Annotated in this window: 22 protein-coding genes; 13 read left to right on the top strand and 9 right to left on the bottom strand. The window is 69.3% G+C overall.

Annotation, left to right across the window (positions count from 1 at the left end; translation table 11 throughout):
• Nucleotides 1-104: 104 nt before the first annotated feature.
• Entirely contained in the window at nt 105-2,033 is a 1,929-nt protein-coding gene (locus VGV60_13505; GenBank protein HEV8702284.1) for a glycosyltransferase family 39 protein, read from the top strand.
• Here the strand turns inward: VGV60_13505 and VGV60_13510 are convergent.
• From VGV60_13510 to VGV60_13525, 4 genes are read right to left on the bottom strand one after another with little or no spacing between them, the layout of a single operon-like run.
• The gene (locus VGV60_13510; protein HEV8702285.1) at nt 1,963-4,221 is read right to left on the bottom strand and encodes a tetratricopeptide repeat protein; all 2,259 of its coding nucleotides are present in this window, start codon (nt 4,219-4,221) and stop codon (nt 1,963-1,965) included. The genes VGV60_13505 and VGV60_13510 overlap by 71 nt on opposite strands.
• Nucleotides 4,218-5,699 (bottom strand): sulfatase, encoded by a 1,482-nt coding sequence (locus tag VGV60_13515; GenBank protein HEV8702286.1) that lies wholly within the window; start codon nt 5,697-5,699, stop codon nt 4,218-4,220. Before VGV60_13515 ends, VGV60_13510 begins: the two co-directional genes overlap by 4 nt.
• Nucleotides 5,692-6,828, bottom strand: coding sequence for a DUF362 domain-containing protein (locus tag VGV60_13520; protein ID HEV8702287.1), 1,137 nt, complete (start codon nt 6,826-6,828; stop codon nt 5,692-5,694). Before VGV60_13520 ends, VGV60_13515 begins: the two co-directional genes overlap by 8 nt.
• Nucleotides 6,829-6,866: 38 nt before the next feature.
• The gene (locus VGV60_13525; GenBank protein HEV8702288.1) at nt 6,867-7,793 is read right to left on the bottom strand and encodes a decaprenyl-phosphate phosphoribosyltransferase; all 927 of its coding nucleotides are present in this window, start codon (nt 7,791-7,793) and stop codon (nt 6,867-6,869) included.
• A 117-nt stretch (nt 7,794-7,910) separates the two neighbouring features.
• Between VGV60_13525 and VGV60_13530 the strand changes: the two genes are divergently transcribed.
• Complete coding sequence (locus tag VGV60_13530) at nt 7,911-8,699, top strand: glycosyltransferase family 2 protein (protein HEV8702289.1); 789 nt, start codon at nt 7,911-7,913, stop codon at nt 8,697-8,699.
• Here VGV60_13530 and VGV60_13535 read toward each other — a convergent pair.
• Genes VGV60_13535 through greA form a run of 3 tightly spaced genes read right to left on the bottom strand, consistent with a single transcriptional unit; the run spans nt 8,650 to nt 10,980 of the window.
• Nucleotides 8,650-9,546, bottom strand: coding sequence for an XdhC/CoxI family protein (locus VGV60_13535; GenBank protein ID HEV8702290.1), 897 nt, complete (start codon nt 9,544-9,546; stop codon nt 8,650-8,652). The two genes, VGV60_13530 and VGV60_13535, sit on opposite strands and share 50 nt — an antisense overlap.
• A 1-nt stretch (nt 9,547) precedes the next feature.
• Nucleotides 9,548-10,507, bottom strand: a complete 960-nt coding sequence (locus VGV60_13540; GenBank protein HEV8702291.1) for a HEAT repeat domain-containing protein — start codon at nt 10,505-10,507, stop codon at nt 9,548-9,550.
• Complete coding sequence (gene greA, locus VGV60_13545; protein HEV8702292.1) at nt 10,504-10,980, bottom strand: transcription elongation factor GreA; 477 nt, start codon at nt 10,978-10,980, stop codon at nt 10,504-10,506. The genes VGV60_13540 and greA overlap by 4 nt, the downstream gene beginning before the upstream one ends.
• A gap of 384 nt (nt 10,981-11,364) precedes the next feature.
• On the opposite strand from greA, the gene VGV60_13550 reads away from it, so the two are divergent.
• The 10 genes from VGV60_13550 (at nt 11,365) to lepB (ending at nt 18,454) form a co-directional block, all read left to right on the top strand.
• A complete protein-coding gene (locus tag VGV60_13550) occupies nt 11,365-11,841 on the top strand; it encodes a cytochrome c maturation protein CcmE (protein ID HEV8702293.1) in 477 nt (158 codons plus the stop codon).
• Nucleotides 11,842-13,833 (top strand): heme lyase CcmF/NrfE family subunit, encoded by a 1,992-nt coding sequence (locus VGV60_13555; GenBank protein ID HEV8702294.1) that lies wholly within the window; start codon nt 11,842-11,844, stop codon nt 13,831-13,833.
• Nucleotides 13,823-14,317 (top strand): cytochrome c-type biogenesis protein CcmH, encoded by a 495-nt coding sequence (locus tag VGV60_13560; GenBank protein ID HEV8702295.1) that lies wholly within the window; start codon nt 13,823-13,825, stop codon nt 14,315-14,317. Before VGV60_13555 ends, VGV60_13560 begins: the two co-directional genes overlap by 11 nt.
• Nucleotides 14,317-14,637: a hypothetical protein gene (locus tag VGV60_13565; GenBank protein ID HEV8702296.1), complete on the top strand. Its 321-nt coding sequence runs from the start codon at nt 14,317-14,319 to the stop codon at nt 14,635-14,637. Before VGV60_13560 ends, VGV60_13565 begins: the two co-directional genes overlap by 1 nt.
• A complete protein-coding gene (locus VGV60_13570; protein ID HEV8702297.1) occupies nt 14,634-15,404 on the top strand; it encodes an ABC transporter ATP-binding protein in 771 nt (256 codons plus the stop codon). The genes VGV60_13565 and VGV60_13570 overlap by 4 nt, the downstream gene beginning before the upstream one ends.
• Nucleotides 15,401-16,078, top strand: a complete 678-nt coding sequence (locus VGV60_13575; protein HEV8702298.1) for a heme exporter protein CcmB — start codon at nt 15,401-15,403, stop codon at nt 16,076-16,078. Before VGV60_13570 ends, VGV60_13575 begins: the two co-directional genes overlap by 4 nt.
• A 100-nt stretch (nt 16,079-16,178) precedes the next feature.
• Nucleotides 16,179-16,916, top strand: coding sequence for a cytochrome c biogenesis protein (locus tag VGV60_13580; GenBank protein ID HEV8702299.1), 738 nt, complete (start codon nt 16,179-16,181; stop codon nt 16,914-16,916).
• Entirely contained in the window at nt 16,913-17,158 is a 246-nt protein-coding gene (locus tag VGV60_13585; GenBank protein HEV8702300.1) for a CcmD family protein, read from the top strand. Before VGV60_13580 ends, VGV60_13585 begins: the two co-directional genes overlap by 4 nt.
• 128 nt (nt 17,159-17,286) lie before the next feature.
• Entirely contained in the window at nt 17,287-17,664 is a 378-nt protein-coding gene (locus tag VGV60_13590; GenBank protein ID HEV8702301.1) for a hypothetical protein, read from the top strand.
• A 94-nt stretch (nt 17,665-17,758) separates the two neighbouring features.
• A complete protein-coding gene (lepB, locus tag VGV60_13595; GenBank protein HEV8702302.1) occupies nt 17,759-18,454 on the top strand; it encodes a signal peptidase I in 696 nt (231 codons plus the stop codon).
• On the opposite strand, the gene VGV60_13600 is transcribed toward lepB, so the two are convergent.
• The gene (locus tag VGV60_13600) at nt 18,447-18,965 is read right to left on the bottom strand and encodes a hypothetical protein (GenBank protein HEV8702303.1); all 519 of its coding nucleotides are present in this window, start codon (nt 18,963-18,965) and stop codon (nt 18,447-18,449) included. The two genes, lepB and VGV60_13600, sit on opposite strands and share 8 nt — an antisense overlap.
• Nucleotides 18,966-19,150: 185 nt before the next feature.
• Nucleotides 19,151-20,743 carry an L-aspartate oxidase gene (nadB, locus tag VGV60_13605; protein ID HEV8702304.1) on the bottom strand — a complete coding sequence of 531 codons (1,593 nt, stop codon included), beginning with the start codon at nt 20,741-20,743 and terminating at the stop codon, nt 19,151-19,153.
• A 95-nt stretch (nt 20,744-20,838) separates the two neighbouring features.
• Here nadB and VGV60_13610 point away from each other — a divergent pair, with 95 nt between their 5' ends.
• Nucleotides 20,839-22,680, top strand: a complete 1,842-nt coding sequence (locus VGV60_13610; GenBank protein ID HEV8702305.1) for a DUF4388 domain-containing protein — start codon at nt 20,839-20,841, stop codon at nt 22,678-22,680.
• Nucleotide 22,681: the final 1 nt, after the last annotated feature.

Here is a 22,681-nt window from a genome sequence, read left to right on the forward strand (position 1 = left end):
GCGCATCCTAGCATGGAGGCTCCCGGCCGCGGTTGACCCCGCACCGGGCGTGCAGTAGCATCCCCCGCTCCCGTGCCCGCCACGCGGCGGGCCCGCGCGCACCCATGGCCAGAGCGGAATCCAGCCGATCTTCAACAGGAAACGGACCGCCGGGGAAGGACCCCTGGGAGGCGCGCGCCGTTCCGCTCGCTCTCGTCCTGCTCGCCGTCCTTCTCCTCCAGGGGCTGATCTTCATCGGCGAGTCCTCCCAGACGAGCGACGAGGCGGCGCACCTTGCCGCCGGTTACTCGTACCTGACGAAGGGCGATTTTCGCCTGAACCCCGAGCATCCCCCCCTGATCAAGGAATGGGCGGCCCTGCCGCTTCTCCCGCTCGACCTGGCGTTCCCCTCGGGGGCCCTGTGGGAGCAGTCCGAGGAGTGGAACATAGGCCGCCTGTTCGTGCATGAGAACCGGCTCCCGAACGACACGCTGCTCCTGCTCGGCCGGCTGCCGGTCCTGCTCCTGTCACTCCTGCTCGGCTGGTTCCTCTTCCGCTGGGGGCGGACGCTGTTCGGGGCGCGCGGCGCGCTTCTGGGCCTGGCGCTGTACGTGCTCGATCCGAACGTCGTCGCGCATTCGTCCCTGGTGACCACCGACCTCGGCGAGACGCTGTTCATCTACCTCGCCGTCTACGCCCTGTGGACCTGGACGGAGCGTCCGTCCCCCGCGAGGCTCGCCGTGTGCGGCGCCATGGTCGGGGGGGCCTTCGCCTCCAAATACACCTCGATCTGGCTGGTGCCGATCTTCGGGGCTCTGCTTTGCGGCTTGCTCCTGCTGCGCTTCCCGGTGGCGGCGATCCCCTGGAGGAGGGGCCCGGGCGATCCGCGCGCGCCGCTGTCGCGGCGGCTGGCCGGCCTCGTCCTGGCCGCGCTCTGCGTGGCGGCGGTTTCCTTCTTGGTCCTGGCGGCCTGCTACGGCTTCACCGGCCTGCCGGCGTACGTCGTCGGCCTGCAGCGCGGCCTTTACCACTCCGGCACCGGACACATGGCCTACCTGAACGGCGCGTACTCGGAGGACGGCTGGTGGTACTACTTTCTGTATGCCTACCTGGTCAAGACGCCGATTGGCACGCTCCTGCTCGTCGCCTGGACGCTGGCCGCCCTGCTGCGCGGGCGCCGGCTCCGCATGAAGGAGGAGATGTTCCTCTGGATCCCGATCGCGGGGGTCGTCGCGATCACCTCCCTGTGGAAGGTCAATATCGGCCTGCGGCACATCCTGCCCATCTATCCGTTCCTGTACGTCGCGGCCGGGCGGATTCTCATGCCGCGCGCCGAAGCCGATCCCGGCCGGGCAGGCCGCCCGGCGGCCGTCCTGACGGCGGCGTGCCTCGCCTGGAACGTGGTCGCGGCCGCGGGCATCGCGCCGCACCACCTGGCCTATTTCAACGAGATCGTCGGCGGGCCGCGCAACGGCCACCTCCACCTGCTCGATTCCAACCTGGACTGGGGGCAGTCGGCCAAGGCCCTGCGCCGCTATGCCGAGCAGGAGAACCTGCCGGTGATCTACTGCGCCTTCTCGGGGAACTCCGATCCCTGGTATTACGGGCTGCGGTACCAGTACACCCCCGGCTCGGGAAACCTGGACAATGCCAAGACGCGCCCGGTGCGCGTCCCCGCGGATGCGCCCCGGGAGGTCGTGGCGATCAGCGCCATGGTCCTGCATTCGGTCCATTTCCTCGACGAGACCGACAAGGGGTCGGTGGCCTCGCACGATCTGTACGAGCCGTTTCGCAGCCAGACCCCCGTGGCCACGCCCGGATACTCCTTCCTGGTGTACGACATCACGCGGAGCGCCGGCGCGCACTCCTATTTCGCCGCCCTGCATCTGAGCTTCCGGCAGCTCGAGCTGGCCGGCTACGAAGCCGGCAAGGCGCTCGCGATCGACCCGCGCAATGCGGTCGCCCTGGCGGTCCTCGAGAAGCTCAGGGAGAGCGTTTCCCCCCCGACGACCGGCGGAGACCCTTCAAAAGCGCCCGCGCCTTGGCGTCCATGACGGTGCCGCCGGGATCGAGCGCGGCGGCGCGCTCGAGCGCCGCGAGCGCCCCGTCACGGTCTCCCATGCGTTCGAGGAGCAGACCGAGCGCCCGGTAGGGAACGGGGACGGACGGCGCCAGACGGATCGCCTCGCGGTGTTCCGTGGCGGCGGCCGCCAGATCCCCCGCCTGCTCCAACGCCCGGGCCAGATGGTAGTGGTAGACCGGATGGTCGGGCCGCGCGGACACCGCCTGCCGCAGCGCCTGCCGGGCCGCCTCGGTCTGCTGCGCGTCCAGAAGGGCCAGCCCCAGGCCGTCGAGCAGGTCGGGGTCCCCCGGCCGGAGGGCCAGCGCTCTCTGGAAGCTCGCCGCCGCCCGCCGGTCCCCCGCCTGGTGCTGCGCCACACCGAGGTTCCGGACGTAATCGGCGTTGTCCGGCTCGAGGCGCACGGCCTCCTCGTAGGCCGCGATCGCCGCCTGCGGGTTCCGCAGCGAGAGCTCGGCGGCCCCCATGTTGGTGAAGGCCAGGGCGCTCCCCGGATCGACGACGATCGCGCGGCGCAGGTAGTCCCGCGCCTCCGCCCCCCGTCCGAGGGCCGTGAGGCTCCTCGCCAGGTTCACCAGGTACTGCACGTTCCCCGGCTGCAGGCGGAGGGCGGAAAGGTAGTGCTCGACCGCGTCCTCCCATCGCTTCCGGCGCGCCTCGATCCCCGCCAGGTTGTAGTGGGCGTCGCCGAAGTCGGGCCACAGGCCGATGGCCTTCCGGTAGGCCGCGACCGCTTCATCGTCGTGGCCCCGCGCCTCGCAGGCCGCGCCATAATTGAACAGCGCTCGAACGCTGTCCGGCGCGACGCGCACCGCGGCGCGGAAGATCGTGTAGTCGTCGCGCCATTCCCGGAGCCGCACGATGGTCCGTGCCGAGAGCGCCGCCAGAAGGACTCCCGCCGCCATGAGCGCCGGGCTGATGCGACGCGGCACCGGGCCGGTCGGCCGGAGGCGCGCCGCCGTCTGGGCGAGGATCGCCGCCGCCGTCAGGCAGAATCCGGCGGAGGGCAGGTACATCAGGCGCTCCGCCATGATCGTCCCGATCGGGAACAGGAGGTTGGCGACCGGCACGAAGGGGAGGCCGAGAAGCGTCAGCGCGAAGGCCAGCCCGGGGGCCTTCCTCCACGACACCACCACGCCCGTGATCCACGCGAGCAGGATCAGGAGCCCCGCGAGCGATCCGGCATCCGCAATCCCGGCGGCCGGAAGGATCGCCCGATACGAGTAGTCGATCGACATCCGGCCCGGCCAGACGAAGAGGCCGGCGTACCGGGCCAGGACCTTGAGAGCCGTCAGCCGGGCCTCCAGAAACGGCGCGTGGCCAATCGGATTGTCGATGAACGGGATCGCTCCCATGGGATTGAGGCCCCCGAGCGCGGCGGACCGGAGCCCGAGCGCAGACAGCAGGGCCATGACCGACGTCAGGTGAAAGGCCCAGGCGGGCCGGCGGCGCACGATGAGGAGGTCGGCGGCCACGATGAGCGCCGGGGCCACCACGGCGTTCTCCTTGGAGAGGAAGCCGAGCACCACCAGCGCGATCGACAGGGCGTAGTCACGCCACGGCCGAACGCCTCGCCGCTCCGTCCGGCCGGCGCCCGGCGCGTCGGCCTCCGCGTCCCTGCCGCGCAGGAAGGCGAGAACGGAGCCGAGGACACCCGCCCCGGCCAGGAGCTCGGCTCGCCCCACCACCTCCCCGAGCGCCTCGGTATGCGCCGGATGGACGGCGAACAGAAGGGCCGCGAAGAGGGGCACGGGCAGGGCGCGCTCCCCGGGCCCCGACACCAGCTCCGGGGCCGTACGGAACGCGCGCTCCGCGATCCGGAAGACGAGCCAGGTGTTCAGGAGATGCGCCAACAGGTTGAACAGACGGAACGGGAAGGGGCGCAGGCCGGAGACGGCGTGGTTCAGGGCGAACGACAGAATGGTGACCGGGCGGTAGAGGCTCGGCACCTCGACGTCGCCGGTGGTCCAATAGCCGCTCCCGAACAGGCGCGGCGCCCGCGACAGGTCGCGGATCCGTTCGTTCTGCTCGATGATCTTGTGGTCGTCGTGAATGAACCCCGGACGCAGGGCCGGGAGGTTCACCAGGAGACAGACCGCCGCCAGGGCGAGCAGCGAGCGCCGGACCCCATCCGCCGCGGCCGTGTCCGGCCCGACGGTCACGGCTTCTTGCCCCCGACGTAGCCGAGCGAGCGGAGGTCGTCCTCCAGTCCGGGTGGCAGCACCGGCTCGGCGCGGTCGTCCCGTCCCGGGTCGGCGGCCAGGAGATCGAGGAGCGCCCGGCGCAGGACGGCCTCGTCCGCCGGAAAGCGGCCGGCGGCGCCCGCCGTCTCACCCGGATCCGACTCGAGATCGTAGAACTCCCAGTCCGGTTCTCCCGATGCCCTGGGGATCATGATCAGCTTGAAGCGGTCGCTGCGCAGCATGCGCCACTTTCCCGCCACGCCCTCGACATACTGCCTGGGGTTCTCCTTGTAGAAGTTCCTCCCCGACTCGGAATAGGCCAGCGGCCCGGGCTCCTTCCCGCCACGCATCCAGGGGACCAGGCTCACCCCCTGGAGCCCGGATGGAATCGGCAGGCCCGCGAGCTGCAGGACGGTCGGCACGATGTCGATGGTGCGCGCCACGGTCGGGACGACGATGCCGGCCGGCAGCGAGGGCGGGTAGCTGATGATGAGCGGCACCCGCACCGTGGGCTCGTACAGGTACGCGCCGTGCTCGAAGAAGTAATCGTGCTCCCCGAGGCTCTCGCCGTGATCGGCGGTCAGGACGACGAGGGTGGCTTTCAAGAGATCCATTCCCTGAAGCACGCCCAGGAGCTCCCCCACCGCGTGATCGGCGCACGCCACCTCCCCGTCGTAGTGCGCCACCGCGTGCTCGATCTGGCGCGCCGGGAGACGGGTCTTGCCGAAGATGATGTCGCCCCGCTCGACGCCCGGCCCCGCCTCGTCGTTGAAATCGTGCGGCCCCTTGTAGTCCGGATCGAACATCTCGGTATACGGCGCCGGGGCCTCGTAGGGCCAGTGGGGCGCGTTGTAACGCATCCACAGGAAGAACGGCGCCTCCTTCCGCTTGCGGTTCCTGAGCCACTGCACGGCCTTGCGCGTCGCGTCGCTGTCGCTTCGCGACGGCACGTAGACCCGCTTCCCTTCCGGATCGAGGTAGATGTCGGGATCGTAGAGATCGAAATCGTAGTGCAGCCCTACGTTGAGCCCCTGGGTCACGGCGAACGACTCGTAACCCCTCTTCTTGAGGGCCCCGGTCAGGGTCAGCCGTCCCTTCATCGCTTCGAAGCTCTGCCCCTCATACCGGAGGCCGTGCACCATGGGATAGACGCCGGTCAGGATCGAGGGGAACGACTGCACCGTCCGGCCGGCCGCGGTGATCGCCTGCTTGAACACGACGCCGCGCCGCGCGAGGGTGTCGATGGAGCGGCTCGTGGGCCGGCGGTAGCCGTAGCAGCCGAGGTGATCGGGCCGCAGCGTGTCCACGGTGATGAGCAGGACGTTGGGCCCATTCCGCGCCGGGCCCGGCGGGGCGCCGGCTCCGGAGCAGGCTCCGAGGGCGAGCAGGAGAAGCGCCGGCCCCAGGGAGCGGCAGATGTCCCGGGAAGGGATCCCGGGCGCGCGCCCGTCACCCATTCCGTGCGGGGGTTCCGGCCACTCCGGAGACCGCCCCCGCCGGGCCGCGCGGCCGGCCATAGCGGTCGTCGAACAGCCGGCCCCATTCCGTGCGGCGGAACCGGGCGATCCGGGCCTGGCCGATGATCGGGTACCAGAGGAAGTCGTGGTAGAGGTTCGATGCCGCCGGGGCCCAGACCACGAGCGGCGAGTGCAGCGCGATCTTCTCGAGGAAACGCAGCGGCCCCCGTCGCAGCATCTGGTCTCCCCAGATGACCAGGGAACGCGTCGTCCTGAATCCCAGGTTGAGCGACGTGATGTCGTCCCCCACCAGATGGATGTCACGCGGATCCGCGATCCCCAGGCCGCGATCGTGGCACATCCTGAGGTACGGGATGGCGAGCGGATCGAATCCCATGAGGCGCGCCGCCACCGCGTCGATCGCCACCGAATCGGCCCCGGCCAGGATCACGTTGGCCACCACGGGCTGCATCGTCCGCGGACCCGCCCCGTCGCCGCACACCGTGCCGTCCATGACGGTGAACACGCCCGGGTGGAGCTCCTTCTGCATGTACACCAGATCGACCAGCACCTCGTGCATGTACTTGTGGGCGTAGTGGCGCACCTCCTTCAGTAGGCCGCCGAAGGAATTCTTGATCGATCCCGTGGTCACCGCGTGCCCGTGCGTCTTGACCGTGGGAAGATGGACGATGTTCTTGCCGGGGTAGATCGCCGGGATCTCGATCCCCTCCGGGAAGATCTCGTTCAGCCTGAGGAGGGGGGATCGGAACCGGAACACCTGCCATGGCACCTCCGGCAGGGCCGTGAACTTGAGACCGTACCGCTCGAGGACCGGCAGCCAGCGGTTGTTGGCCGCCCCTTTCCAGGGGTCGGTCACCACCGTCTTGTTCTCCGCCGGCACGAGGTGGTCGTATCCGTCCTCCCGCATCGCCTTGACCACACCCTCCACCTGCCACGGCTGGCTGGAGCAGGCCGGAAAGTACTTCGTCCACGACAGGTTCAGCTTGAGGATCGTGGGGATGGAAGGGTCGATGACCGATCGGTAGGAGGCCAGCCGCATGAGGCGGCCGTAGTCGTCGAGCACGGCCCCGGGGGTGGTGCGGAGAGCGGCAATCAGCGGTTTCGGCAACAGGGACCTCCCCGGGCGGCGCGCGCCCGACCGGTCCATTATGACCCAGACCGGCCCGCCTGGGACAGGAGGAGGACCACCGTCAAGGCCCACAGCCCGACGCACACGAGCAGCGGCCGATCGGTCAGGAGCGCGTGGGTCGGACTGCCCCCGCCCCCTTTCCGGTGCACGAGGTACAGATACCTGAACAGGCCGTACAGGACGAAGGGCACCGTCAGGTACAGGTGCCTGGTCCCGAGGTTCATCTCGACATCGGGGGACACGGAATAGAGGATGTAGACCACCAGCGTGGAGGGAGTCACCACGTTGATCATCTGGTCGATGAAGTCGAGCGAGTACTCGCGCAGGATGGTGCGGTGGCCGTGCGGGTCCTCGAGATTCTCGAGCTCCTGGCGCCTTTTGCAGAGGGCCAGGAACAGCGACAGGAGAATCGTGCACATCACCAGCCAGTGGGAGATCGACACGTCGATGACGAGTCCGCCCCCGACGGCGCGCAGCACGAAACCGGAGGCGATCAGCATGACGTCGACGATCACCACCTCCTTCAGCCAGAACGAGTAGACGAGGTTGATCGCCACGTAGGTCAGGAGGACCGCGCCGAACGGGGGGAACAGGGCGAACCCCGCCATGATCGCGCCGGTGAGCAGGAGAATGGCTGCGGTCAGGGCGGGCACGGTCCCGACCGACCGCGAGGCGATCGGCCGCCGCGCCTTGGCCGGATGCTTCCGATCGCGGTCGGCGTCGAACAGGTCGTTGAAGATGTACACCGCACCGCTGGTGGCGCAGAAGAGACCGAACGCGGCCGCGGCGCGCAGGACGAGCGCCGGCTCCCCCAGCTTCTTGGCGAAGATCAGCGCCGCGAACACCACCAGGTTCTTGATCCACTGGCTCGGGCGCATGGAGACGACGAGGCCGACCAGAACGGACGCGCGCGCGGTCCATGCCTGTCTGGCGGTCTTCGGCACGACTCGTTCCTCCCTGGAGCACGGACGGCCGGGCGACGGCGTGAGGGGTGCGGATGTTAGCATCCGCCCGCGGCCGCGTCAAAGCCCGGGCGGGCGCGCGGGGCCGGGACCTGTATAATGCCGGAAGTGCGCACCGCCGTGGTCATCCCCGCCCGCGACGAGGAAGCCTCCCTGCCTTTGGTCCTCGAGGCCATCCCGGCCCATCTCGTCGACGAGATCGTGGTCGTCGACAACGCCAGCACCGACCGGACCGCGGCGGTCGCGCGGTCGAGAGGGGCCTCGATCCTGTTCGAGCCCCGGCCGGGGTACGGGGCCGCCTGCCTGCGCGGCATCGAGTATTTGAAGCTCAAGAGGCCGGACGTCGTGGTGTTCCTGGACGCCGACTTCAGCGACCACCCGGAGGAGCTGCCCTTCCTGCTCGAGCCGATCGCCCGGGACGCCGCCGACCTCGTGATCGGTTCGCGCATGCGGGGCACCAGGGAGAAAGGCGCCCTGCTGCCGCAGGCCCGAGCCGGGAACTGGCTCGCCACGCGACTCATGCGGCTTCTCTACGGAGGGCGATTCACCGACCTCGGGCCCTTCCGGGCGATCCGCTTCGGCGCCCTGGTCGATCTGGGGATGGCCGACCGCAGCTTCGGCTGGACGGCCGAGATGCAGGTGAAGGCCCTTCGGGCGGGCCTGCGCACCGCGGAGGTGCCGGTCTCCTACCGGCGCCGCGTGGGAGTCTCGAAGATTACGGGGACGTTCTCGGGGACGATCCGGGCCGGCGCCCGGATCCTCTGGACGCTGGCGCGGCATGCCGGAACGTCCGCCCGGACGCCCCCGGCCGGGCCGGGACAGGCGTGCAACCGGGGGATCAGGAAGCCGGACGGGCCCGCGCCGGACGCCCTCGATGGATCGGAGTGATGCTCGCCGTGCCGCCGGACGTGACGGCGTCCCGGTCGCGCCGCCGCGGGGCCCGCTCCGCCCGGGCGATCGCCGCGTGGTGACGAACGGCGATCATTTCGGCCGCGATGCTGACCGCGATCTCCTCGGGGGTCTCGGCGCCGATGGCGAGACCGATCGGCCCCCGCACCTCCCGCAGGGCCTCCTTCGGCGATCCCAGTTCCTCGGCCCGGGTCAGCACCGTGACGATCTTGCGGCGGCTCCCGATGAGTCCGACGTAGGCGGCGCCGCGGCCTACGGCGTGGCGCACCGCGGCGAGGTCGGTCTTGTGGCAGCGGGTGACGACCGTGACGAACGCCCCCGCGGGGATCACGGGCAGGCCGGAGGAGAAATCGCGCTCCACGCGCACCCGCCGCACACCGGCAGGGTACCGCGAGGCCGCGAGATACTCCGGCCGGTCGTCGACGACGGTCACGGCGAAACCGAGGCGCGCGCCCTGACGGACGATTTCGCGGCCGACGTGCCCGCCCCCGAACACGAACAGGCAGGCGGGGGGCCGCACGACCTCGATCAGGACGCGCACGCGGCCGCCGCACACCATGCCCGTGGCGCCGTCCCCTTGTTCCGTGAAGCGGTACTCCTTTTCGACGCCGCGGCCTTCACGGATCGCATCCCGGGCGTCCGCGATCACCAGCGCCTCGAACGCCCCCCCGCCGACGCTGAACTCGGTCTCGCCGATCTCCGTGACGATCATCCGGGCCCCCGCCGGGCGGGGTGCCGATCCCTGATGGGCGACGACTGTCGCCACCGCGAGGACTCGACCGGCGCGCAGGAGCCGGGCCACCTCTTCGTAGAACTCCAGGCTCATGTCACGACCCCGAGGCGATCGTCTTCCCGTTCGCCTCCCACCAGCGGGTCCAGGCCTGCGGATTGAGCCCGATCCTCTGGCCGCTCAGCTGGCGCAGGGCGCCGAGGGCGTTCAGCCGTGACGTCTCATCGCCCCCCTTCAACCGCTCGATGAGAAACGAGACGACCGAGGCGTCCTTGAAGCGGCCGAGCTGGCTCATCGCCGAGGACCGGATTTCGGGCGAAGGATCGGAGGCGGCCACCGACTTCAGCATCTCGGCGACTTCCGGACCGTCGTGGAGCTGCAGGCCTGACACGACCTCGCTCCGGACCTCCTCCGCCGGGTGGTTGAGCAGCGCCTTGAGCGCCGCGAGCGCCTCGGGGGTGCTGAACACGCTCAGGGCCTGGGCCGCGGCGCGCGCCACCTCCAGCTCCGGGTGCCGGGATGCGATGGACAGGAACGGGATTCCCGCAGGATCGCGCAGCGCCCCCAGCGCATAGCAGGTGCCGATGAGAACGTCGGGAGCCTCGGCCTCCGCACCGTCGAGGAGCTGCTTCACCGCCTCGGGGTCCCCGCCGTTCCCATGGATCAGGTGGGCGACCAGGATGCGGCTGTCGGTCTCCTCCGAGCTCGGCTTCATGCGGATCGGGTTGTACGGAATCATGACGCGCTTGTCCTGGCGCAGGAGCTCGCGGAGCGCGGCGCGGGCGGCCGGCTGCTCCATGCGCGCCAGGTCGATGATCGCCGGAGCGCGGTACGTCTTGACCGCACCCTGGGCGCCCTTCACGAACACCTCGAATTTCCCTTCCTGGATGATCGCCTCGAGCTTCTCCCGGGCGTCCTGGCGCACCTCGATATCATTGTTCTGCAGCTGGTTGTAAAGCGTCTGGACGTCGTAGGCCGGGGCGCAGCCGAGCGCCGCCGCGGCGGTGAAGCCGAGGGAGGTCACGAGCAGGCGCGAGGCGCGGCTCGTGAGGCTCACTTGTTTCCCTTGTCGTGCAGCGTCACGAGAGTCTCGATCTCGTACACGTGGGTTCCCGCAGGGGTCTTGATCGTCACCTCGTCCCCCGCCCGGTGTCCGACCAGCGCCTTGCCGATGGGGGACGTGACCGAGACGAGTCCCTTGGAAAAATCGGCCATGTCGGGGATCACCAGCTCATACGTGAGGGCCTTCCCCGTCCCCCCTTCGACCAGGGAGACGACGGAGCCGAGGGCCACCCGGTCCTTCGGCAGCGAGCTCAGGCTGACCATCGACAGTTCCTTGAGCTGCTTCTGGACCTGGCCGATGCGCGCCTTGACGAACTGCTGCCGATCGAGCGCGGAGTGATACTCGGAATTTTCGCGCAGATCCCCCATCTGCAGGGCACGCTGGATTTCCTTCGGCAGATCGACCCGGTACTCCTTCTCCAGGCCTTTCAGCTCTTTCTCCAGCCTGCTGATCGCTTCATCGAGCAACGGCTCACCTCTGCACGTGGTTTTCGGTGATTTGACCGGAAACTCTAGCACCCGAATTCGCGAGTTGCAAGGCGGGTGGGGGGCCTTTCGGCCCCCGCGTCTCGGGTTGGGTTTTAGGGGAGGATTCGGGATTCGCTCAAAATTCGTATATGTGCAGCCTAAATTTTGTCATCTATATCTATAGAAAAGCACATATACAAACTCTCTGAAAGAGAATTTAGTCCCGGATTTGGAACTGTCAAGTCAGGCACCCACTTTTTCACTCGGACCTTCAGCTCACATCCGAGGAGGCCGCCGCCGGCCGGTTGACATGCCGATCCCCCTCCGATATCATCGGGTGCCATACCTGAGCCTGATTCAACTCATTGGGAGCAGCCCCTCTCCGTGGCGCAGCGAGTCTCCCGGAAAATCGTCATCACAGTCGCCCTCCTTGTGACGGGCTTTGCCATCCTGTTCAGCGTCGGCCTGAGAGGGTCTCTGGTCTATTACCTGACGGTGTCCGAGTTCCTGGATCCGGCCCGCCAGACCGACCTCGGCGACAACTTCCGCGTGAACGGCACCGTCGAGCCGGGCTCCATCAGGAGACTCGAGGGGACTCCGGGTGCCCGCTTCGTCATGACGGACGGTGTCAAGACGCTTCCCGTCGTCTACCGGAAGGAAGTCCCGGACACCTTCGTGGACGGGGCGGAGACCGTCGTCGAGGGCTCGATCGGTCCGGATGGGACCTTCGCCGCGTCCACACTTCTGGCCAAGTGCCCCTCCAAGTACGAAGCGCAGAACCGGGCGACGAACAACTACAGAAAACCGGCGGGAGAGGACTCCCCATCCGGCGCCCGGGATACCGGGGTTCTGCCGCGATGAATGGCTGACTTCGGGGCCCTCTGCCTGTTCGTCGCCCTCGCGACCTCCGCCTGGGCCGCCCTGGCCTCCTACAATGGCTGGCGCGCGCGCCTGGGGGAGCTCGTCCTCAGCGCCGAGCGCGCGATCTACGTCACCTGGGCTCTCGTCTTCCTCGCGGTCCTCAGCCTGCAGTACTGCATTTTCACCGACCAGTTCGACCTCGAGTACGTCGCCTCCTACTCGAACCGGGCCCTCCCCGGGATCTACAAGTTCACGGCGCTCTGGGGAGGGCAGGCCGGGTCGCTCCTGTTCTGGCAGCTCATCCTGATCTCCTACGCGTCCCTCATCGTCTTCACCAATCGCCGGCGGAACCGGTCCTTGATGCCCCTGGTGGTCACGACCCTGGCCGTCGTTTCGACTTTCTTCCTGGGACTGGTCTGCTTCATGGCGCGTCCGTTCGTCCGCCTGGCGTTCATCCCGGAAGACGGCAACGGGCTCAACCCGCAGCTGCAGAACCCGTTCATGGCGATCCATCCCCCCTGCCTGTACCTGGGCTACGTCGGATTGACGCTGCCGTTCGCCTTCGCCATTGCGGCGCTCGTCACCGGCCGGCTCGACGACACCTGGTTCCGCACCACCCGCCGCTGGACGATTCTCTCCTGGTTCTTTCTCGGAACGGGGGTCCTTCTGGGTGGCTGGTGGGCCTACGTCGAGCTGGGCTGGGGGGGCTACTGGGCCTGGGACCCGGTCGAGAACGCCTCCCTCATTCCCTGGCTCACCTGCACCGCCTTCCTGCACTCGGTCATGATCGAGGAACGCAAGAAGATGCTGAGGGTCTGGAACCTGTCGCTCGTGATCATGAGCTTCCTGCTCTCGATTCTCGGCACGTTCATCACGAGGAGCGGGGTCATCTCCTCGGTCCATTCCTTCACCAAGTCGGAAATCGGCCCGGTGTTCGCCGCGTTCCTCGGCCTGTGCACCCTCGTGTCGGTGGGGCTCCTCCTCTACCGGCTCCCGCTGCTCCAGAGCGAGCACCGCCTCGACTCGTTCGTGTCGCGCGAGAGCACGTTCCTGTTCAACAACCTCCTCCTTGTCGGCGCGGCCTTCGCGGTCCTCTGGGGGACCCTGTTCCCGATCCTGTCGGAGGCGGTGCGCGGCGTGAAGATCACCGTCGGCCCCCCCTTCTTCAACGAGATCATGGTCCCCATCGCCTTCGCCCTGGTGACCCTCGCCGGGATCTGCCCGGTGATCGCCTGGCGGCGCGCCAGCGCCCGCAAGCTGATGGAGAAGATCCAGGTCCCCTTCTGGGCCCTCATCGGGGGGGCGGCAGCGCTGCTCCTGAGCGGCGTGCATGACGTCTATGCCATCGTGTCGTTCTCGCTCGCGACGTTCGTCATCACGACCACGGTCATGGAGTTCTGGTGGGGCACCCGATCCAGGCTGAAAGTGACCGGCCAGAACGCCGCGTCGGCGTTCCTGAGCCTGGTGGACCGGAACAAGCGCCGGTACGGCGGCTTCGTGGTGCACCTCGGATTCATCCTCATCGTGATTGGCGTGACCGGATCGACCGTGTTCAAGCAGGAAGCGACCGCCTCTCTCCGGCGCGGCGAGAGCTTCTCGGTCGGGAGGTACCGGATGGTCTTCGAGGACATGGTGAGCCACGACGACGCCAACCGCGAGTTCATGGGGGCCCGGCTCGCGGTGTTCGACGGCGCGCGCCGCAGCGGCACGCTCGTTCCCGGCCAGAATTTCTACAAGGCGGGGCAGAACCCCTCGACCGAGGTCGACATCCGCTACACCCTGCGCGACGACCTGTACCTCATCCTGACCGGGTTCGACCCCCAGGAGGGTCGCGCGACGCTCAAGGCCTACCTGAACCCCCTGGTCAACTGGATCTGGATCGGCGGGGGCGTGCTGATCCTGGGCGCCTGGTTCGCCATGCTCCCCGACATCCGGGACCGGAGGCGCGATGCCGAAGCGAAGCTGCGTGAGGTGGAGAGCCGTGCCGCCTGAGGCCGCCCGCGGGATGGTCATGGTGCTCCTCCTCGTCGCCACACCCGCGGTCGCCCTGGCGGGTGCGGCGCCGACGGCCCTGCAGGAGGTGGAAGGGCGTCTCATGTGCTACTGCGGCTGCTCCGATCTGACGGTGCGCGTCTGCACCTGTGGAACGGCCGACGCCATCCGGCAGGAGATCGCGGAGCGCCTAGGGAATGGCGAGACGCCGGATCAGGTCGTGGCGGCCTATGTCGCCCGCCACGGGGCGCAGATCCGCTCGGCCCCCTCCAAGTCGGGTTTCGAGCTCCTCGCCTGGGTCACGCCCTTCGCCGCGATTCTCCTGGCCGGCTCGGCGCTGATCGTCATCGTGCGGCGGTGGGGCGCCCGGGCCGTGGCGGGGGGGACCGGGAGCGCTGCCGGCGGGGCGGCCGACCGTCCCTTCCTGCCCGAGGAGCAGAAGGCCCTGGAGCGGGTGCGCCGCGAAATGCGGGAGGAGCGCTGATGCTTCTCCTGGCGGGCATCCTGATGACACTCGCCGCGTGCGCCTTCGTGCTGTCGCCGCTCGTGCGGCACGTCGCCGCGCCCCTGACCGACGGGCCGGACCTGGAAGCGGAGATGCGCGAGCTCATGGCCCTGAAGGCCGTCGCCTACGAGACGCTCCAGGACGTCGAGTTCGACTACCACGCCGGCAAGATTGCCGAGAAGGACTACCGGGAGATGACCGATCGTTATACCCGGGAAGCGGTCGACGTGATGCGGCGCATCGAGGCGATCGAGAGCAGGCTCACCGGCCTTCGGGGCGGATCTCCCGGGCGCTCGTGAGCCCGGACCTCCGGAGAGACTCATCCACGAGCGGCGCCACGCCGGCGATCGAAGCACGCAGGCTCGCCAGGCGCTATGGTCACGTGGGCGCGCTCGAACCCCTCGATCTCACCGTTCCCGCCGGAGAGTCGGTGCTCCTGCTCGGACCCAACGGCGCCGGCAAATCGACCCTGCTCCGCCTCCTGGCCACGCTCCTTCGCCCCACGTCCGGGACCCTGCGCCTGTTTGGCGATTCGTGCGGGTCCGACGATGCCGCCGCGCTTCGCCGCCGGATCGGGTTCCTGTCGCACCAGACCTTTCTGTACGACCACCTGACCGCCCGGGAGAACCTCCTCTTCTACGGGAGGCTGTACGGTCTGCCCGATCCCGGGCGGGCGGCCGAGGAGGCGATCCGGGCCGTCCGCCTCGATCACCGCGGCGAGGATTGCGTGGGGACCTACTCGCGGGGCATGCAGCAGCGCCTGGCGATCGCCCGCGCTCTCCTGCACCGGCCTGACATCATCCTGCTGGACGAGCCCTTCACCGGCCTGGACCGGGAATCCTCGCGCCGCCTGGAGGAGCGTCTGCATGACGAGCGGCTGGCGGGCCGCACCTCGGTGATCGCCACGCACGACTACGGCAGGAGTCTCGGCGCCTCCGATCGGGTCCTTGTGCTCCGGAACGGCCTCCTGGCGCTCGATCGGCCCGCCCGCGCGGTCGACCCGAAGGAGATCGAGGCGCTCCTCGACGGCGCGTCTCCCGCAGGCGGGGTGCGGAACCGATCGTGAGCTACTGGCGGGCGGTCCTCCTCGTGGCGGGCAAGGACTTGAGAATCGAGCTGCGCAGCCGCGAGCAGGTCGTGAGCCTCCTGTTCTTCGCGCTGCTGGTTCTGGTGGTATTCAACTTCGCGTTCGATTTCACCGTCATCGATTTCGTGACCCTGGGCCCAGGCGTCCTGTGGGTGGCTTTCATCTTCTCGGGCGTCCTGGCGATCAACCGCTCGTTCCAGAACGAACGGGAGCAGGAGCGGATCCAGGGAATCCTTCTGGCGCCGATCGACCGCAGCGCCTTTTACCTCGGCAAGGTTGCGGCGACCGTCCTGTTCATGACGGCCATCGAGGCGATCCTGGTTCCGATCGCGGTCGTCATGTTCAACTTCAGGTTCAGCGGCCGGATCGCCCTGACGATCCTGGCGCTCGCCTTGAACACGGTCGGGTTCGCGGCGGTCGGCACCCTGTTTTCCGCCATGACCACCCGCACCCGGCGTGGCGATCTGCTCCTGCCGCTCCTGCTCTTCCCTGCCGCGGTCCCGGTCGCGCTGGCGGCGGTCAAGACGACGACCCACCTGCTCGCCGGGCGCCCCTTCGAGAGGTACGCATCCTGGATCGCCCTGTCCGCGGCCTACGACCTGATCTTTCTGGCCGCGGCGGTCCTGCTGTTCGACTATGTGCTGGAGGAATGACGGGCCCTGCAGTGTGTCCGCGTGTTCGGGCCGGGTCTTTAGGTGATAGGATCCCGCCCCGCCGTAGGCACGGTGCCCCCGATCGGAACACGGAGCCGCGATGACAGGACCCCAGACCCGTCGCACGGACACACACCTTCTCGGCTGGATCGAGCCGGCGCTCTGGGTGGCGGTCGCGCTCCTCGTCCCCTTCTGCCTGCACGTGATCTTCCGGGTCGTTCCCACCGAGGGAAAGATGGGCGTGGTCCAGCGCATCTTTTACTTCCACGTTCCATCGGCCTTCGCGGGGTTTCTGGGGGTCGGGTTGTGCGCCCTGTGCAGCGCGCTGTACCTTTGGAAACGACAGCGCCGCTACGACCTGGTGGCGCATGCCTCCGCCGAGATCGCCGTCGTCTTCTTCACCATCGTCCTGCTCACCGGACCGATCTGGGCCAGGCCGGTTTGGGGTGTGTGGTGGACGGGTGAGGTCCGCCTGACCTCGACCCTGGTCCTGTGGCTGATGTATGCCGGCTACCTCATCCTTCGACGCAGCGCCGAGAACCCCGAGCAGGAGGCGCGCTGGGGCGCGGTCCTGGGCATCGTGGGGGCCCTGGACCTGCCGATCATCTACAAGTCGGTGGAATGGTGGCGGGGCCTGCATCCCAAGGTGCTGAAGGTGTCGGGCGGCCAGGGCCTCGATCCGATCATGGAGCGCGGCCTGCTGCTGTGCTCGGTCACGTTCATCGTCCTGTTCGCTCTCCTGCTCCTCCTGCGCTGCCGCGCGGGGGTCCTGGAAGACGAGCTGGACGCTCTCACCCGGCACCTGGCGCGACGCGGGGCCGGCGCGGAGCCGGCATGATGCTCTCGAGTCTCGCGCCGATCGCCCCTCTCCTGGCGCTGGTGGCGCAGGATCCCGCGACCGGTTTTGTCGCCGAAAACGTCGCCGCCCGCCCCGAGGTCGTGGAGCGGGGGCTGCGCTTCCTCAATCTCGCCTACACGGCCGTCTGGGTGGTCCTGGCGGTCTACCTGCTCAGCCTGTCCCTCCGCCTCCGCCGTCTCTCATCCCAGTTGCGACGGCTGAAGGAGCGCGCCGGGCTCTGAGAGCGGCCTGGGAGCCTGTCCGAATATTCGGACGGGCTCCTGGTCCGTCGGAACTTTTCCGGCGCGCCCTCCGTTGGATCTCTCGGAGTCGGCCGGGGACGGGTTCCCCGCCGCCCGGAGGAGCACCCATGACGCGATCGTTCAAAGGCGTGGCCCCGGCCGCGCTGGCCGGAATCCTCGCGCTGTCCCTGACCGCCGATCCCGCCGTCGCGAGGGACACGGGGAAGGGCCGCTGGCTCAAGATCCGTGTCTATGAGCACGGCGCGACGACCCCGACGGTCCTCGTCAACCTGCCGATGGGCCTGGTCACGGCGGCGCTGAAGATCGCCGCCAGGACGGACGCGAGCGTCAACCTGGACTCCCCGGCGGAAGGGGGCGAGAAGACCCGCCTGCGCATCAAGGACTTCGATTTCGAGGCCCTGGTCAAGGAGATCGACGCGATGGAGCCCGGCCAGATCATCGAGGTCCAGGACGGAGACGACAAGGTCTCGATCTGGATCGAGTAACGGCCCGGCGGCGGCCTCCCCGACGGGCGCGGGCGACGCCGGGTTGATTGCCCCCCACCCGCCCTCTATAATCCCTGCGCCACGGGGAGGTCTGATGCTGCCTGACGACGCGCCCAAGGGGATCCTGCGGGACTATTTCGAGACGATCGTCACCTGCGTCATTTTCGTGATGTTCGCCCGCACGTTCGTGTTCCAGCAGTCGAAGATCCCGACCGGCTCGATGATCCCCACGCTTCTCGTGGGCGACTACATCATGGTCAACAAGTTCGCGTACGCTCCCGCGTCCTCGTGGCCCCTCCTGGCGCGCGCCGAGAAGGCGATCCTGCCGATCCGCCAGATGCATCGCGGCGACATCGTCGTCTTCAAGTTCCCCGAGGAGCCGGAGAAGGACTACATCAAGCGCGTCATCGGCCTCCCGGGAGAGGAGATTGAAATCCGCTCCCGGCAGGTGTACATCGACGGCAATCCCCTCGAGGAGAGCTACAAGGTTCACCGGAATCCCCGGGGGCTCAACTTCGAGCAGGACGACTATCCCAAGACGCGCATCCCGGAGAACTCCCTGTTCTGCATGGGAGACAACCGCGACAACAGCAAGGACAGCCGATCGTGGGGCTTCGTGCCTCGCGACTTCGTCAAGGGGCGGGCCTTCATGATCTGGTGGTCCTACGACGAGGACCGGGACGCCTGGCAGAGAACCGGCGTCGCCGACAAGATCGGGGGGATCTGGGACAAGATCTCCCACCTGTTCACCAAATCACGCTGGGAGCGGAGCTTCCGCATCATCAAGTGAGGCCTGCCGGCGGGGCGGTCCGGCCGGCGGCGGCGGTCGTGACCGGATCGATTGAAAGCGGAGTCCGCCCCTCTCCCGTGAAGGCCCTGTAGCTCGACCACCTCCAGTCCCCCGGATCGCGCACCAGCCCCGCCAGCACCGGGTTGTGGTGCAGGAAATCGGCCTTCCGCCTGACGTCCTCCTCGCCCCGCAGTGGCAGGGTCTGATCGGCGTCCTGCCAGACCAGCCCCAGGCGCCCCAGCCGGTGATTGACTTCCCTGGCATAGCGCGACTTGAGGCGCTGCACGGTGATGCGCGCCCAGCGCGGATCGGCCCCCCGGCTTGCGACGATCAGACGTACGCGGTCGGGAAGGACGACGTAGGCATGCAGAAGGAAGCCAAGCCTCAGGCGCAACCCGGCCAGAATGCGGCAGAAGAGCGCCGCCCGGGCGGGGTCCGAGAAGGTCGGCTCGACGCCGAAGGTCCACAAGGTGACGAGGTAAGCCTGCGACTGCTGCGCCTCTCTGGTCATCGCGCTCCCGCTCCGGCTCTCCCGTGCGGTCTCTCTAGCAAGCCGGATGCTGGACCGGCGATCCAGGCGGGACGCGGCTTCCGGAGGAGCGCCCGGCGTCGCGATGTCCTCCCGCGGACGCCGCGCCTCGGGCGGCGTCCGGCCGGGGACACGGGCCGGGAGCCCGTCCGGGTATGGGGCCGCCCTTAGTCGCCGACGGGCACGGCGAGACGCGGCAGGTCCGGGGCGGGCGCCCCGGGGGCGATGATCGCGTGCCGGCCGCGGCCCGGCTCCCGCTCGGGGAAGTCCTCGCGAAAGTGGGCTCCCCGGCTCTCGCGCCGGCGCAGGGCCGATTCGGCGATGAGACGTCCCACGAAGAGGAGGTTCCTGGCTTCGACGCCGGCGCGCGTGGCGCGGCGCGGCGCGAGCCCGCGCTCTAGGTCGAGCGTTGTGGCGATCGACCGCTCGAGCCCCGTGGCGTCCCTGAGAATCCCCGCCCCTTCCCACAGGACGCGCCGGAGCGCGCCCAGGACCTCGAGGGCGCGCGCCGGATCGATCGACCGCGCCACGTCCGGATCCCCGGCGATCGGCCCTTCCGGCGGGGGCGCCGGCGCGTCGCCGAGGATGGCCCGGCCGGCCCGGGCTCCGAAGACCAGGCCCTCGAGCAGGGAGTTGCTGGCCAGCCGGTTGGCGCCGTGCACTCCCGTGCAGGCCGCCTCCCCCGCCGCATACAGGCCCGGAATCGACGTGCGCCCCCACAGGTCGGTCTTGACGCCGCCCATCATGTAGTGCGCCGCCGGAGTCACCGGAATACGGTCCCGTCCGATGTCGAGACCGTGGCGGGCGCAGGTCGCGGCGATGGTGGGAAATCGCCGGCGCACGAAGTCCGGGTCCAGATGGCGCATGCTGAGATAGACGGAGGGATGACGCGTGCGGCGCATCTCGGCGACGATGCCGCGCGCCACGATGTCACGCGGCGCCAGGTCGCCGCGCGCGTCGACGCGGGTCATGAACGGCTCCCCCGCCGCGTTCTCGAGGCGGCCCCCCTCCCCGCGCATCGCTTCCGACAGGAGAAACCGCGGCACGCCCGGGAGCTGAAGCGCCGTGGGATGGAACTGCACGAACTCCATGTCCATCATCTCGGCGCCGGCGCGGTAGGCCATCGCCATGCCGTCGCCCGTGGCCTGCGGCGGATTGGTGGTCTCGAGATAGGCCTGCCCGGCCCCGCCGGTCGCCAGGACCACCGCCCGGGCGCGCAGCAGGATGGAGCGGCCCTCGGTCTCGTCGAGAGCCAGGACCCCGACGCAGCGCCCGCCCGCCAGGACCAGATCGATGGAGAAGGTGCGCTCGACCAGGGTGATGCCGTGCTCTCCGGAGGCCCTGGCGACCAGGGCGCGCGCGATCTCGCGCCCGGTCGAATCACCCTGGGCGCGCAGGATGCGCCTCTTGCTGTGCGCCGCCTCCCGCGCCAGGGCGATGCGGGTCCCCTCCCGGTCGAAGCGCGCCCCCCAGTCGATCAGCTCGAGCGCGAGCGCCGGCCCTTCCTCGACCAGCACCCGCACCGCCCCCTCGTGGCACAGGCCGTCTCCCGCCTCGATCGTGTCCTGGAAGTGGAGGGAGACCTCGTCGTCGTCCGACAGGACCGCCGCCAGGCCGCCCTGGGCCTTGTCGGTCGCCGAGTCGGTGGGAGAGTCCTTGGTGAGAACGGCGATCCGCCCGCCCCCGCCGGCGATCTCGATGGCGGCGCGCAGGCCGGCGATGCCGCTGCCGGCCACCACGGTATCGAAAATCGGATCCACGGTGGCGCCGAGTGTAATCGAATTCCGTTTCCTTGACAGGCCCCGGGGGCGAACTGATAATGACCCTTCAGGCGCGGAGACCCGGCGGATCCGACATGCAGGACTTCCCATCCCAGGGACCGATCGACGGCCTCTTCCTGCCGCGGCTCGTCGCCTCGCTTCACCTCGATGAGTTCGAGGGAGCGCTGCGTCTCACCTTTCCGGACGCCACGAAGATCCTCTATTTCAAGCGGGGCGAGATCGCCTCGGCGGCCAGCAATGCCGAGCCGGATCGGCTGGCCAACATCCTGATCCAGGAAGGCCGGCTGGGCGCCGAGCAGCTCGACCTGGCGCGCAACAGCATCCCGCCGGGAGCGTCCCTGGGAAAGACCCTCATCGACATGGGGTTCCTGAGCCCCTCCGAGCTGCTTCAGGGGGCGCGTCGGCAGGTGCGCCTGATCGTCGTCTCCTGCTTCCGGTCCACCTCCGGAGGGTACGAAATGGTGCCGGGACCTCTGCCCCCTGAGGTGACCTCTCTCGGCCTCAACACGCGGCGCCTCGTCTTCGATTGCCTGCAGGAGGCGGGCGACCGGGCCGCCGTGATTCGCGAGATCGGCTCGATGGAATCGGTCTATCGGCCGACCGATCGCCTCGCCCTGGCCCTGTCGGGGCTGAAGCTCGATGCGGAGACCGACCGCGTCGCGCGCCTGCTGGACGGCACCTCCACGCTGCGCGACCTCAGCAGCCGGACGGCGCTCGATGACTTCACCGTGGGCAAGATCGTCCTGGCCCTCGACCTCCTAAGGGCCGCCGAGCGAGTCGCCCCCGCGGCCGGCGAGGTGGCGGCACGTCCCGCCCCGGCCATCGCGGTCGCCGCGGCGGAGCCGGCGACGCGAGCCGGCGGGCGCGGGCGCACGATCCCGGTCGAGACCGACCCGGAGGAGGAGCCGCCGGAGCCGGCGCCGGTGGAGTCGGCCGATGCGACGGACGACGGTGAAGTCGTGATCATCGAGGAGGACGCGGGAGGTGACGCGGCGCCCCCCGGTCTCGAGCCCGCGCCGGCTCCGCCCCGGCCCTCCGAGCCGCCTCGGGCTGCCGCGGCAACCCCGGCGGAGCCCACCCCGTTTCCCGCGGAGGAGCTCCCCGCCTTTGCCAGTCCGCTTCCCGGTGAGTCGGCGACCGTCGAGCCGCAGTGGCAGGTCGACCCGGAGACCGGCGAGCGGGTCCATGTAGGGCCGATCGAGATGACCTTCGACGGGAAGGTCGGCGGGCGTCACGGCGAAACTCGTGGGCTGTCGCGTTTCATGACGGCGGCCGTGGGCGTGGCCGTGGTGGCGGCCGCCACCATCGCGTTCCTGATCCTGCGCCGCGGGACGTCCGCTCCGGAACCCCCCGGGGAGGCGGCTGAGGCCGGCACAATCGCCTCGGCGCCACCCCCGGCGGCCCCTCCCGACGCGCAGCCGCCCGCGACGCCTCCGGCTGAACCCGAGCGGCCGGCCCGGGATGACTCCGCGACCGCGCCGGTTCCGGAGACCGTGGCAGCCGCTCCGTCCGCACCTCCGACCCCGAGGCCCCGCCCCGCGCGTGCCGGGGCCGCCGTGGCGGACGATCCCGGCTACGCCCGGGCGCGCCAGCGCCTGGACCAGGACGACGCCGCCGGGGCGGCCGGCCTGTTCAGGGAGGTGCTGTCCGCCCGGCGGCCGGGCGCCGTGAGCCTGCAGCTGATGATCGCCTGCCAGGAGGACACGGTGAAGGGGGCGCGCCGGCGTGCCGGTGAGGGGAGCGAGTTGTACATCCTTCCCTACACGCTCAAGGGTCGTTCGTGCTACCGCGTTCTCTGGGGTCTGTACGAGAGCGCCGAGGACGCCCGGGCGGCGGTTCCCACACTTCCGGCCGGATTGAGCGAGGGAACCCATCCGATCACCGTGTCCGTGGCGCGCCTCCTCCCTGCGGAATAAG

This window comes from Candidatus Polarisedimenticolia bacterium (assembly GCA_036001465.1).
Classification (GTDB): domain Bacteria; phylum Acidobacteriota; class Polarisedimenticolia; order Gp22-AA2; family Gp22-AA2; genus Gp22-AA3.